At 73.7% G+C, this 13,159-nt stretch carries 7 protein-coding genes and 4 pseudogenes; 9 read left to right on the top strand and 2 right to left on the bottom strand.

Features of this window, described 5'->3' with window-relative positions; translation table 11 throughout:
* The first annotated feature begins 38 nt into the window (after positions 1–38).
* The 4 genes from SCATT_RS40860 to SCATT_RS31570 all read left to right on the top strand — a co-directional run bounded on the left by SCATT_RS40860 (position 39) and on the right by SCATT_RS31570 (position 8,610).
* The gene (locus tag SCATT_RS40860; RefSeq protein WP_014626911.1) at positions 39–434 is read left to right on the top strand and encodes a YunG family protein; all 396 of its coding nucleotides are present in this window, start codon (positions 39–41) and stop codon (positions 432–434) included.
* A 31-nt stretch (positions 435–465) separates the two neighbouring features.
* Complete coding sequence (locus SCATT_RS31580) at positions 466–897, top strand: hypothetical protein (RefSeq protein WP_014151298.1); 432 nt, start codon at positions 466–468, stop codon at positions 895–897.
* Positions 898–1,529: 632 nt separating this feature from the next.
* Positions 1,530–8,165 (top strand): RHS repeat-associated core domain-containing protein, encoded by a 6,636-nt coding sequence (locus tag SCATT_RS31575; protein WP_014151299.1) that lies wholly within the window; start codon positions 1,530–1,532, stop codon positions 8,163–8,165.
* A 22-nt stretch (positions 8,166–8,187) separates the two neighbouring features.
* Positions 8,188–8,610, top strand: a complete 423-nt coding sequence (locus tag SCATT_RS31570) for a hypothetical protein (RefSeq protein WP_014151300.1) — start codon at positions 8,188–8,190, stop codon at positions 8,608–8,610.
* Between the two features lie 87 nt (positions 8,611–8,697).
* On the opposite strand, the pseudogene SCATT_RS39985 reads toward SCATT_RS31570, so the two are convergent.
* Positions 8,698–9,256, bottom strand: a pseudogene (locus tag SCATT_RS39985) (imine reductase family protein); the annotation flags it as partial.
* On the opposite strand from SCATT_RS39985, the pseudogene SCATT_RS40645 reads away from it, so the two are divergent.
* From SCATT_RS40645 to SCATT_RS31545, 5 genes and pseudogenes are all read left to right on the top strand, one after another.
* Positions 9,256–9,458 (top strand): annotated as a pseudogene (locus SCATT_RS40645) (winged helix-turn-helix transcriptional regulator); the annotation flags it as partial. The pseudogenes SCATT_RS39985 and SCATT_RS40645 overlap by 1 nt on opposite strands.
* Before the next feature lie 171 nt (positions 9,459–9,629).
* Positions 9,630–10,043 (top strand): ATP-binding protein, encoded by a 414-nt coding sequence (locus SCATT_RS31560; RefSeq protein WP_014151302.1) that lies wholly within the window; start codon positions 9,630–9,632, stop codon positions 10,041–10,043.
* 199 nt (positions 10,044–10,242) lie between these two features.
* A pseudogene (locus tag SCATT_RS31555) lies at positions 10,243–11,244 on the top strand (extracellular catalytic domain type 1 short-chain-length polyhydroxyalkanoate depolymerase); the annotation flags it as partial.
* A gap of 104 nt (positions 11,245–11,348) precedes the next feature.
* The gene (locus SCATT_RS31550; RefSeq protein ID WP_014151304.1) at positions 11,349–11,597 is read left to right on the top strand and encodes a hypothetical protein; all 249 of its coding nucleotides are present in this window, start codon (positions 11,349–11,351) and stop codon (positions 11,595–11,597) included.
* A 16-nt stretch (positions 11,598–11,613) separates the two neighbouring features.
* Positions 11,614–12,062, top strand: a pseudogene (locus SCATT_RS31545) (SRPBCC family protein).
* Between the two features lie 219 nt (positions 12,063–12,281).
* Here SCATT_RS31545 and SCATT_RS31540 read toward each other — a convergent pair.
* A complete protein-coding gene (locus SCATT_RS31540) occupies positions 12,282–13,079 on the bottom strand; it encodes an inositol monophosphatase family protein (RefSeq protein WP_014151306.1) in 798 nt (265 codons plus the stop codon).
* Positions 13,080–13,159: the final 80 nt, after the last annotated feature.

Raw genomic sequence — 13,159 nt, 5'->3', positions numbered from 1 at the left:
CGGCGCTGGGGCGCGGGGCGTTGTCGGTGGCCGGTGGGATGCTCGCCGTCATGACGCCCTGGACCCTCACCGCCATCGAACGTGCCCTGCGCGCCAGTTGGGCCGCGGACACCTGCTCCCCCGACGATCTGGCCCGCGCCCCGTGGTCCCCGGGCAACCCGGCGTGGGGGCACTGCGACATCACCGCGCTGCTCGTCAACGATCTGCTCGGCGGTGACCTGGTGTGCGGCGAGGTACGGCTCGGTACATCAGTTCCGGCTCGGGTAGAGCATCGTCGCGCCGCGCCTGGTACGCCGTCCCCCGGGGCCGACCCGGCATCGCTGGGCGGAATACCTGCTGCTGCGCGAGCGGGTGGTCGGCAGGCTCGGCGTGCTGCCCGACCCTGCGGGGACCAACTCCACACAGTGAACAACTCGTTCACATCAACCCGTTGACAATGCCCGCAACCGAACACATGATTGACTCATGCCTGAGTCCATCGAAGATCCGTTCACCCCGCCCAGCCCCGAGCAGGCGCGCGCCGAGCGCGTGGCCACCTCGCTGTTCCGGATAGCCGAGCGGCACGCCGCGACGGAGGAGCGGCGGCGGCGTCAGACGCATCCGTACGTGCTCGCTCCGCACGAGGCGGTGCGGCTGGTGGCCTTCCTGCTGAGCGGGGCCGCGCAGCACGAGGAGGACGAGCCGGAGGTGGACCGCGCGGATCTGCTGGCCGCGCTCACGCTGCTGCCGGCGGCCCGCGCCGACCTGGACGAGATCGAGGCCGGCCTGCTCAAGATGGCCCGGGGCCGGGGCCTCACCTGGCCGGAGATAGCCTTCGGCCTCGGCCTCGGCACCCCGCAGGCCGCGCGCCAGCGCTACGAACGCCTCTCCGGCCGCATATCCGCCGACCCCGAGTGACCACCGGCCGCCCCCGGCGCCACCGGGACCGTCCAGACCGCCTTTAAGGAAGATTTACGGTCCCGTTGGCACCGAAAGATCCGTCTTCGCCCGGGCGTGGTTGTGGAACGACGCGCTGATTGGGGCGAGTTGGCCGGTTCCCGGCCGGTTATGCGCGGCCTTGACGCCCTGGTGGCGCGGTGGTTCCCTCAGTGGCCGAGTGACGCAACGTCGCGCTTGCGGCCCCGGGTGCCCACGACGGCACCCGCGCCGCAGCCGCTGGAAGCCGCAACGTCCGCAATCCGCACTCCACCCGGTCCACGCAGCAAGCAAGGCGCAGCAGCACCGCCCACCACGGGCAACGCACCGGTGACGCGCGGGGGACGGCGCGTACCCGCGACGGCACGGCATGCCGCGGAGCCCTGCCCGCACCTCCCCGCCGACGACTTCACCCACGCCCGCGCGCGTCACCGCGCGGGCGCACCCGGCGCTGCCCCCGGCCCACCCAGGAGGACGCCATGTTCCACCGCATCAGCCGGCCCGGCCGAGGATTACGCGACGGGGCCGGAACGGTCACACGCGGCCGAAGACACCGCCCGGTACGTGGGCCGGGCGAGCGGTCGCGGTGTTCGCGGCCCGCCTCGGCCCTGGCCGTGGCGCTGACGCTGGCGCTCACCGCGGGGGTGGTCTCCCCCGCCATCGCCGCGACGACGCCCAGAGCCGCCCCGTCCGCCGCTCCCCCGCCGCCCGCGCCGACCACCGCCGCCGGCGACGTGCTGGTCAACGGCTGGGGCGACGGCGCCGGTTACCACCTGGACGTCGCCACCGGCAGCGGCGGCTACGACTGGCGTGAGCTGGCCGTGCTGCGCCCGGCGGGCATCGACGACTCGTCCTGGACGGGCTACCAGTGCGTCTCCGGCGACGGGCGGTACGCGGCGGTGGCGATCCTGCCCGCGTCCGCGGTGAACCTGGCCGTCGCCCGCGACCACGGTGCCTTCGCCTACTCCGTCGACCTGCGCTCCGGCGCGGTCAAGCCGGTGGCGGCGGGCGTGGCGCTCAAGTACCACACCCCGGGGTGCGGCACCGGCGACACCGCCGAGTTCACCATCGACCCGGGCAACGACCAGCGGGCCACCCAGGTGCTCTCGGCCGATCTGCCCTCCGGACGCCTCACCCACGTCACCACCGTGCCCGGCCAGGTGACCTCCGTGGTCCCCGCCGGTGACGGGCCGGTCGGGGTGCTCGGCGGCGAACTGGTGCGGATACCGGAGGACGGCGGCCGGACGGCACGCCCGGTCGCGCTGGCGTCGGTCGGCGGGCTCGCCTACGACCTGCGTCCGGCGGCCGGCGGCGGCGTGGACTTCGCGGTGCAACGGGCCGCGGGCCGCAGCTCGTTGATCGTCCGGGAGCGCTCCGGACACCTCACCACGCTGGGCGAGGGCACCCACACCGGTCTGCGGCTGATGCAGGGCAGGGCGGGCCACGCCCTGGCGCTGGAGGCCACCCGCCTGGTCCCGGGCAGCGGGGTGCGCGCCGTCGCCACCCGTGGTCTGCCGGGTGCCGCCACCGGTGTCTCGCTGGACGGCGGCGCGGTGCTGGGCCTCGGCGCCAGGACCGCCGCGTCGGCGCCACTGGTGCTGGCCACCCGCACCGGCAAGGTGCTCAAGCGCTCCGCCGCGCCCTCGGCCCGGCGGCCGGACACCGTGCTGCCGGTGCCGCCGCCCGGCGCGTTCGGCGGTGCCGCGGGCGGGCTCACCCCGTCGTCGGCGGGCGTCAGGGGGACGGTCTCCCCGCTGACCGCGACGCCCAAGTGCGCGGTGGGCCGCAACGAGGAGAACCGGCAGGTGATGCAGCCCGGCACGGCCCAGGTGTCGTGGGCGGTGCAGATGGCCGAGCAGGGGCTGCTGACCGGCTCGGCGTACCAGCGCCCCGCCAACTTCGCCAACCTGGGGCTCGTCGCCTACTCGCCCAACGGCGACTTCGGCAAGGTGGCGCTCCACCACCCGTCCGGTGACAGCTGGGACTCGGTGCCGCGCTCGGTGTACCAGGCCATCGTGGCCCAGGAGAGCAACTACAGCCAGGCGTCCTGGCACTCGCTGCCGGGCATCCCGGGCAACCCGCTGATCGCCGACTACTACGGCGCCGGCGGATCCATCTCCACCATGAACTACGCCAAGGCCGACTGCGGTTACGGGCTGGGCCAGGTCACCAACGGCATGTCCGCCGGCGACACCACGTACTCCGTGCACGGCCAGTGGAAGATCGCGGTGGACTACCAGGAGAACGTGGCCGCCGGGCTGCAGATCCTAGAGCGCACCTGGAACCAGCTCTACGACGCCGGCATCACCGTCAACGGCGGCGACCCGCGCTACCTGGAGAACTGGTACTTCGCCGCCTGGGCCTACAACTCCGGCATCCAGCCCACCGCCGCGTTCGGCAACACCACCGGCTGCACCCCGGGCCCGAGTTGCACCGGCCCGGACGGCACCTGGGGCCTGGGCTGGGCCAACAACCCGCGCAACCCCGACTACCCGCCCACCCGTCCGCCGTACCTGCGGGACTCCTACGCCGACGCCGCCCACCCGGGGAACTGGCCGTACCAAGAACGCATCATGGGCTGGATGGGCTCCCCGATCCTCCGCTTCAACCAGGCGGCCTACGACAAGCCCGACTACCACGGCGGCTCGACGTGGCTGCAGATCCCGCCGGTGGACGCCTTCTGCACCAGTGACAACAAGTGCGACCCGACCGGCGCCCAGAGCTCGTCCTACTGCTCGCTGTCCGACTACGAGTGCTGGTGGCACCAGCCGGTCACCTTCGTCCCGGACTGCTCGACCACCTGTGCCACCAGCGCCTACACCGCGGGCGCCGGGTCGAGCGAGCCGGCCATGGTGCAGCCGCACCCGCATCCGCCGTCCTGCTCGCTGGACACCACGCACGTGCACGACGAGGGCCACGGCGCCCCGGTGATCGTGGACGAGTCGCAGAGCCAGCCACCGCTGAACCTGGTGGGCTGCGGGTCGTCCAACTGGTCGCAGGGCGGCACCTTCACCTACGCCTACGGCACCGACGCCTCCGGCAACCCGATCGGGGCCATCGACACCCATCAGCTCGGCGTGGGCTTCGGCGGCCACATCCTGTTCACCCACACCGAGGACGGCTCCAACCCGGCCGAGATCAACACCGGCACCTGGACGCCCAGCCTCCCCAGCCTCCAGTACTACAAGATCAAGCTGCACTTCCCGTCCACCGCCGCCACCGCCACCGACGTGGTGTACACCATCAACCCCGGCGGCGGCGCCAGCCCCTGGAAGATCCGGGTCAACCAGGACTGGGGCTCCGAGCAGTGGGTCACCATCGGCACCTTCGCCATGGAGAACGGCGCCACGGTCTCCCTCACCAACAAGAGCGACATCACCGGTTCCGGCAACATCAACTACGCCGACTACGACGTGGCCTACGACGCCGTCGCCTTCATCCCGGAGGGCGGCACCCCCGGCCAGCCGATCGGCGGCCCGCCGCAGGTGCAGGACGCGCCCAAGGGCAGCAACCCGGCGTGGGTGCAGTGCGGCTGCGTGCGGCGCACCGCGGGCGACCCGGTGGACACCAGCACCGGTTACTTCGGTGAGACCTTCACCGACCTGTCCACGCCCGGCCGCGGCATGCCGCTGGACTTCACCCGCACCTACGCCTCCGCGACGGCCAGCCCGTCCGGCCCCAACTCGGCGCTGGCCCAGGACGGTCCGTTCGGCTGGGGGTGGACCTACTCCTACAACCTGTCCGCCGCCACCGACAGCGGCAGCGGCGCGGTGACCGTCAAGCAGGAGGACGGCTCGCAGGTCACCTTCACCGACTCCCAGGGCACGTACGCCCCGAGCGCGCCGCGGTACGACGCCACGCTGGTGAAGTCGGGCACCAGCTACGTCTTCACCCGCAAGTCGAAGCAGGTCTTCACCTTCGACGCCGCGACCGGACGGCTGCTGTCCGAGACCGATCTGGTGGGCAGCAAGGCCAACCCGCCGTACGCGACACAGCTCGCCTACGACACCGGCGGCCATCTGCACACCATCACCGACCCCGGCGGCCGGGTCTACACCCTGACCTGGACCGGCGGCCACATCACGGGGCTGACCGACTCCGCCGGCCGCACCGTCACCTACGGCTACGACGCCAACGACAACCTCACCGACGTCTACGGTGTCGGCACCACCCGCAGCCCCTCCCTGAAGGACGACGACCACACCCAGTACGGCTACACCTCGGCGCACCTGCTCAACTCGCTGCGCTCACCGGCCCATTACGGCAGCACCGACACCCCGGCGCCGGTCACCTCGATGACGTACGACGGCTCGGAACGGGTGATCAGCCAGACCGACCCGCTCGGCCACACCACCACGTTCACCTACGGCCCCGACTCCGGGACGGGGCTGTCCGCCGGGCAGACCCTGGTGACCGACCCGGCCGGCCACAAGACGCTGGACACCTACGCCAACGGGCTGCTCCAGTCGGAGACCAAGGGCTACGGCACGGCGGACGCCGGCACCTGGACGTACACCTACGACCCGGTGAGCCTGGGCGTCACCTCGGTCAGCGACCCGGACGGCAACCTGCAGACCTTCGCCTACGACGACCACGGCAACCAGATCTCCGCCAGTGACGCCCGCGGCTTCACCACCACCCACGCCTACGACGACAACGACAACCTGCTGACCGTCATCGACCCCTCGGGGCTGCGCACCGACTACGCGTACGACGAGGCGGGGCACATCGCGGCCGGCGGCACGGGCTACGGGCTGGTGACCAGCACCACCGCACAGCCCGCCGACGGCAGCGTGCCCGCCCGCACCACCGCCACCTACTACGACGACAGCGCCCACCCCGGCGACGCCACCCGGGCCGTGGACGCCCGCGGCAACACCACCAGCACCACCTACGACGCCCAGGGCGACATCACCTCGGTGACCGACCCGGCGGGCGACGAGACGCAGTACGGCTACGACACCAACCGGTCGCTGCTGACCTCCCAGGTCTCCCCCTCCGGCAGCGCGGCCGGCACCAAGCCCGGCTGCACCCCGCCGGCCAAGGGGTGCACCACCTACGCCTACGACGCCTGGGGCAACAAGACCACCACCACCGACCCCCAGGGCCACACCGTCACGGCGGCCTACGACGCCGACGGCGACCAGACCTCGGCCACCGACGCCAACGGACGCCGGACCACCTACGGTTACGACAATGCCGACCGGCGCACCACCCTTACCCAGGCCGACGGCACCGTGACGAAGACCGCGTACAACGCCGACGGCACGGTGGCCGCCACCACCGACGGCTCCGGCGCGCAGACGACGTACGGCTACGACGCCCAGGGCCGCCGTACCTCCACCACCGACCCGGCCGGCCGCAAGACGGTCTCGGCGTACGACGCGGCCGGGCGCCTCAAGACGGTCACCGACCCCTCGGGGGCCACCACCACCTACACCTACGACCCGGCCGGCCACACCGCGTCGGTCAGCTACTCCGACGGCACCACCCCGGCGGTCAGCGTCATCGGCTACGACGCCATGGGCCACCGCACCAACATGACCGACGCCACCGGCACCAGCACCTGGTCCTACGACGTCTTCGGCGAGGTGGTCTCGCAGACCAACGGGGCCGGCTCGACCGTGGGCTACGGCTACGACGCGGCCGGCGCGCAGACCTCGATCACCTACCCGGGCGCCGCCACCGGCACCGTCACCCGTTCCTACGACAAGGCGGGCCGGCTGAGCGGGGTGACCGACTGGGGCGGCAAGGCGACCACGTTCGGCTACAACGCCGACGGCGCCTGGCAGTCCACCACCTACCCCAACGGCGCCACCGCCACCACCCGGTTCGACGACTCCGGCAAGCCGTCCTCCGACACCCTGACCGCGGGTTCGTCCACCCTGGCCGCCCTCGGCTACACCCGGGACAACGCCGGACAGCTCACCGGCGACACCCGCACCGGCGTCCCCGGCAGCGCGCAGAGCTACCAGTACACCGCGCGCGAACAGCTGCAGTCGGCGACCGCCGGCTCGGCCACCACCGGCTACGGCTACGACCAGGCCGACAACCCCGTCCAACTCGGCGGCACCGGCCAGCAGTTCGACGCCGCCGGGGAGCTGTGCTGGTCCACCACCGGCACCATGCCGACGAGCCCGTCCTGCGCGAGCCCGCCGAGCGGGGCCACCACCTACACCTACGACGCCCGCGGCGACCGCACCAAGGCCACCGGCACCGCCGGGACCACCGGCTACGGCTACGACCAGGCCGGCCACCTCACCTCGGTGACCTCGGGCACGGTCGGCGCGAGCTACTCCTACGACGGCACCGGACTGCGGGCCGCCAAGACGGTGGGCACCACCACGACCGCGTTCACCTGGGACGCCGGACAGACCCCGGTGCTCCTTTCGGACGGCACCACCTGCTATCTGTACGGGCCCGGCGGGCTGCCGGTGGAGCAGATATCCGGCAGCGCGCGGCAGTGGTACTTCCACGACCAGGTCGGCTCCACCCGCGCCCTGACCGACGCGAGCGGGACCGTGGTCGCCGGATACGACTACACCGCCTACGGCGCCGTCGTCCAGCACACCGGGACGGCCACCACACCGCTGCTCTTCACCGGCCAGTACACCGATTCCGAGACCGGCCTGGTCTACCTGCGCGCCCGCTACTACGACCCGGCCACCGCGCAGTTCCTCACCGTCGACCCGGCGGTGGGCAAGACCGGCCAGCCGTACGCCTACACCGACGACAACCCGCTCAACCTCACCGACGTCACCGGGTTGTGCTGGTCCGGTTTCGGCTGGGCGTGCAGCGCGGCCAAGGCGGTGGGCTCGGCGGTGAAGACCGCGGACGACTGGGTGGACGCCCACCAGACCGCGCTGGGCTGGGCCGAGGTCGGGCTCGGCGTGATCTCCATGGTCACCCCGCTCGGCTGGGTCGCCGACGCGGCGCTGATCACCGGCACCGTGCTCAGCGTCGCCACCACCGCCGACTCCTGCGCACGCCAGCAGTGGGGCAGTTGCGTCATCGGGGCAGCCAGCCTCGGGCTGTCCGCGGGCGGCTTCGCGGCCGGCAGGTACGCGGACAAGCTCGCCGAAGAGGCCGCCGCCGAGAGCTTCTTCCTCACCCGCTGGTTGACGAAGGGGATTTCCTGGATGTTCCGCGGGTACGCCTTCGCCCTCAACTCGCAGTCGGTCCTCTGGTCCGGCGTCGGCACCCTGACCGGAGGAGACTTGACCGACCACAGTTCCTGCCCGGACAACTGACACCCGCGGAAAGGACCCCGGTATGACGGACGAACCGGCCCACGTGACCGAACTCCAGCCGGACGAGAAGCTCCCCTGGAGCGCCCGGCGGCTGCTGCGGCGCGCCCGGCGGGACGGCGCCGCCGGGGTCCTGCTGCACGCCGCGATCCACGAACCGGTCCGCGGCGTCTCCTCCCGGTCGAGCGTGGTCTCGGTCCGGGAGGGCGGCAAGCGGCTGTGCATGTGCAGCAAGACCTCGAAGTTCCCCAAGTTCGCGGCGCTGCCGCCAGGCACCCACGAGTTGGAGTTCGCGGTCACCCGGACCCGCGGCGGCACCTCGGTCACCCGTACCGTGACGTTGCGCGCGGGTGAGGTGCTGGTGGCGCTGTGCGAGCCGGTGCAGCCCGACACCGTCTACCGGCGCGGTCCGTCGGTGGACGGCTGGCGGATCGGCCGGGCCGGGTAGCCCCGCGGGGAGGTGGACGTGACGGTGCCGCGCGGGGCGTTCGACCGCCCCGCGCGGCACCGTCGCGGACCAGCAGTTCCACCGCTCCGGGGTGAGCGGTTCGGGGCTGACGCCCTGCTCGGCGGCGGTGCCCAGCAGCGTCGGGGCGCCGGCCACCCGCATGGCCAGGGTGGAGACCACGTCCTTGGCGTGGTCGCCGTACTCGATGTGTTCCGCCGTGCGGTACACCGATCCCGCCATCCCCGGTCAGCCACCCGGCGAGCAGCGGGGCGAACTCGCCCGGGGCCACGTCCGCCGACCTGATCAGCGCGAAGGCGTGCGTGATGCCGGCGAACATCCCGTACGTCGCGCTCAGCGACGCCACGTCGTGCGACGCGGCGAGCCCCGGGTCGTCGCCCACGTACCGGGTGCCGGCCGGCACCGCCAGCGTTTCCCGGATCATCGGCGGCACGGCCATGATCCCGCCGTCCAGCACCGGCGTCGCGCCGACCGAGGCGTCGTCGAGGAGGCAGACCACGACCAGCCGGGCCGCCGCCACCGCCTCCGCCGCGCTGCCGGCCACCCGGGCACCGAGGGCGGCCGGCGGCGCCGCCTTGGCCGGGTCGCGGCTCCAGACGGTGAGCGGCTGCCCGGCGGTGAGCCAGGCAAAAGGTGCTCGCCTCCCATCTGCGCGAGCTGGAGCAGGACGGCATCGTCCACCGCGAGGTGTACGACGAGGTGCCGCCGCGCGTCGCGTACTCGCCGACCCCGCTGGGCGTCTCGCTCAACGAGGCGCCGGCCCCGCTGGGGCGTGGGGCCGGGAACACGTACTGGGTCCGGGCCCGGCGGCGCACGGCTCCGGCGGGTAGCGCCAGGCGCCTCGATTCGGACAGGCATGTCCGGCGCGAAGCGGGGAAGGAGAGTGGACGGGTCACCCGGCGGAACCCCCGTACGCCGGGTGACCCTCTCGAACGGACCTGAGCCGGTGGTGCGTCACCTGCCCTGACGGGGGGCGCCGGTACGAGGGGGGTTGATGCGCGGTGACGATCACCGGCCGGACGGCGGGGGCCGTCTCCTCGGTACGGGCCACGCTGGCGTGCGGAGCCGACACTGCGGCACGGGCCCGGCGGATGGCCCGTGACTTCCTCGGCGGCCTGCCGTCGCCGGCACCGGCCGAGGTGGCCGACGCCATCGACCTGGTCGTCTCCGAGCTGGTCACCAACGCCGTGCGCCACGCCCGTTCCGAGGTGTGCTCGATCGAGCTGACCGGCGTGGCGGAGGGCGTGCGGATCGCCGTCTCCGACCTCGACCCCACCCCGCCCCGCCCCCGTACCCCCGATCTGCACGGCGGCGGCGGCTTCGGCTGGCCGCTGGTGCGCCGGCTGTCCACGTCGGTCGAGGTGGAGAGCCACGCCGCCGGCAAGACGGTGTGCGCGGTGGTGGCGACCGGCTGACCCCGGCGCCCGCACGGGCGAGCCGGAGGGAGGCAATGGTGACGGCCACCACACCCGCCGCCGTCCGCATGGACCGCCGTCCCATGGGCGGGGCCGTCCCACCGTCCTAACCTGCCGTCACAGCAAGCGGGTTAGGACGGTCCGCGACGCCACGCCGACGCACGGGCCGCCCCGCCACGGTCACGATCCGGGAGCACCCATGCGCATCTCGACGGTACGCGACGCGACCCGGCGCCTGGCGTCGTTCGTCGCGCTCTGCCTCCTCGCCGCGTTGGCGGTCACCGCCGGTGACGTACCCGGCGCCTTCGCGGCGGACGGCACCCTGCGCCAGATCACCGGGTTCGGCTCGAACCCGGGCAACCTCCAGATGTACGAGTACGCCCCCGCCGGGCTGCCCGCCGGGGCGCCGCTGGTGGTGGCGCTGCACGGCTGCACCCAGTCGGCGGACGACTACTACGCCGACTCGGGCTGGGCCAAGTACGCCGACCTGTGGCGTTTCGCGGTGGTCCTCCCGCAGACCACCACGGCCAACAACCTGATGTCCTGCTTCAGTTGGTTCGATCCGGCCAAGGACGCCCGGGGCGTCGGCGAGGCGGCCTCGGTGGCGCAGATGACCGGGTACGCGCTGCGGCAGTACGGCGGCGACCCGCACCGCGTCTACGTCACCGGACTGTCGGCCGGCGGCGGCATGGCGGCCGATCTGCTCGCCGACTACCCCGATGTCTTCGCCGGCGGCGCGATCGACTCGGGGCTGCCCGCCCAGTGCGCCGCCTCGCTGACGGCCGCGTACGGCTGCCAGTCGGGCGACCAGGGGCTCACCCCGGCGCAGTGGGGCGACAAGGTGCGCCGCTCGGACCCCGGCCACGCCGGTCCGTGGCCCCGGGTGGCGATCTGGCAGGGCACCGCCGACTACACCGTCCGCCCGGTCAACGCCACCGAACTGCGCGACCAGTGGACGGACGTGTGGGGCATCGGGCAGACCCCGTCCGGCACGGTGAGCCTGCCCGGCGGCACCACCGCGAGCGTCTACGCCGACGGGTCCGGCCGCCCGGCCGTCGAGGTCTACTCGGTGGCCGGCTTGGGCCACGGCCTCGCCGTCCACCCCGGCTCGGCGGCCGACGCGTGCGGTGCCGTCGGCGCGTACTTCCTGGACGCCATCTGCTCCACCTACTACACCGGGCTCTTCTGGGGGCTGGACGGCGGTGCCGTGCCGCACCGGTGACGGCCCCGCGTTCCGCACGGTCCCGCTCCGGATGCGGGGGCGGGAGCGTGTGGACGACAATGGCGGGGTCAGGGAGGTTGGTCATGGCGTTGTACCGCCGGGTGGTGCAGGTGTCCGACCGGGCGGGTGAGTGGCGGACGGAGCGGCCGGACGGGGAGCGGATCGGTTTCGCCGGGACGCCCGAGGAGTGCGCGCGGCACGAGCTGGCCGCGGCCGTCGCGGACCGCAGGAACGCCCCCGGCGGGACGCCGGCCGCGATGCGGGTGCTGGTGTGGGAGGGGCACGACACCGCCGCGGAACCGGACGCCGTGGCGCAGTGGCCGCCGTCGTGAGCCGGGGTGGCGGCCGATGCCGGTGATCCGGGTGGAACGGCGTACCGCGCTGCCGCCCGGGGAGGCGTGGCGGCGGCTGACCGCGTGGGAACGGCACGGCGTCCACACCCCGTTGACCACCGTCGCGGTGGTGCCGCCGGGTTTACCCGGACCGGCTCGCTGGTGGTCGCCCGTACCGGAATCGCCGGGGCCGGCTTCGAGGACCCGATGGAGGTGGTCCGCTGGGAGCCGCCGTGCGGTACGGCGTCCGGGCGCTGCCGGCTGGAGAAGCGGGGCCGGGTGGTCGTCGGATGGGCCGAGATCGAGGTGGAGCCGGCGGCCGGCGGGGCCCGGGTGGTATGGCGCGAGGCGGTACGGATCGCCGGGCTACCACAACTCTTCGACGCGCCGACGCGATGGACGGCACGCCTGCTGTTCGGCCGGGTGGTGAACGCCCTGCTCCGGGACCCGGACGGCACGGGATGAGGGTGGCCCTGGTCGGCACGGGGGGGGATCGCCGACCAGGGCCGGTCGTCGCCCGCTGACGCCGTACGGCGCACGCGGGAGATGTCGTGACGGCGGCGGTGCGGTGCCGTCGCCCGACGTCTTCGAAGCCTATACCACGGCGCCCCCCGTGGCGCGGCCCGCCGACGGACCCGCGCCGTGACCCGGTGCCGCGCACCGCGGGCTCGGCACCGGCGGCGCTCACCCGCGAGCCGGTGGCGACAACAGCGGCAGCAACCCCCCGTGCACCGTCGGCGGCGCGGTCAGGAAACCTGCGGCGCCCGGGTGCCAGGGGTGGCCGGTGAGGTCGGTGACGAGGGCGCCGGCTTCGCGGGCGACGAGGGCGCCGGGGAGGAGGTTGGCGGCGTCGTGGCCGTGGAGCCAGAAGGCGTCGAGGCGGCCGGCGGCGGTGTCGGCGATCTGCCAGGAGGTGGGGCCGAGGTTGCGTACCGCGGCCACGGCGGGCAGGACGGCGGTGAGCGAGGCGCCCGCGGCGCGGGCCGTCCCCGGTTGGCGGGCGGGGAACGGGGGTTGGCCGGTCGCCACCACGGCCGCCGCGAGGTCGGTGGTGGCCGAGGGCGTGACCGGCCGTCCGTCCCGGGTGGCGCCGTGACCGGCGGCGGCCAGGTAGGTCTCGCCGAGCAGCGGCGCGTACAGCGCGGCGGCGACCGGCTCGCCGTCCCGCACCAGCGCCACGCTGACGCAGAAGTGCGGCAGCCCGCGCAGGAACTGCACCGCGCCGTCGATCACGTCCACCACCCACACCTCCCCCGAGGCGGGCGGCTCGCCGGTGCCGAACTCGTCCGCCCACGGCACCCCGGGCCGGAGCCGGGTCAGACGCGTGCGGAGTTCGGCGGCCAAGGGGGCCTCCAACTCCTCGAAGTTCTCCTTGAGTTGCTCGAAGGTGGCGGCGACGGCCGGGCGCGGGGCGGCGGCGAGCCGGTCGCCGACGTCGCGGACGGCGGCGGCGAGCGGGGCGAGCAGGTCGGCGTGGGACATGGCGGCTCCGTGAGTCGTCGGGCGGCCCGGGAGGGCCGGTGATCACCAGCGTGGCCGCGATGTGGGACGTTTCGGCGCTC

This window comes from Streptantibioticus cattleyicolor NRRL 8057 = DSM 46488 (genome assembly GCF_000240165.1).
Lineage (GTDB): Bacteria > Actinomycetota > Actinomycetes > Streptomycetales > Streptomycetaceae > Streptantibioticus > Streptantibioticus cattleyicolor.
Note: the sequence above shows the minus strand (reverse complement) of the source record. Positions and strands in the feature narration are given on the sequence as shown.

Coding starts and splice junctions, on each gene's coding strand:
- SCATT_RS31550 (WP_014151304.1), top strand. CDS start 11,349: ATGGCGTTGTACCGCCGGGTGGTGCAGGTGTCCGACCGGGCGGGTGAG.
- SCATT_RS40860 (WP_014626911.1), top strand. CDS start 39: ATGCTCGCCGTCATGACGCCCTGGACCCTCACCGCCATCGAACGTGCC.
- SCATT_RS31580 (WP_014151298.1), top strand. CDS start 466: ATGCCTGAGTCCATCGAAGATCCGTTCACCCCGCCCAGCCCCGAGCAG.
- SCATT_RS31570 (WP_014151300.1), top strand. CDS start 8,188: ATGACGGACGAACCGGCCCACGTGACCGAACTCCAGCCGGACGAGAAG.
- SCATT_RS31540 (WP_014151306.1), bottom strand. CDS start 13,079: ATGTCCCACGCCGACCTGCTCGCCCCGCTCGCCGCCGCCGTCCGCGAC.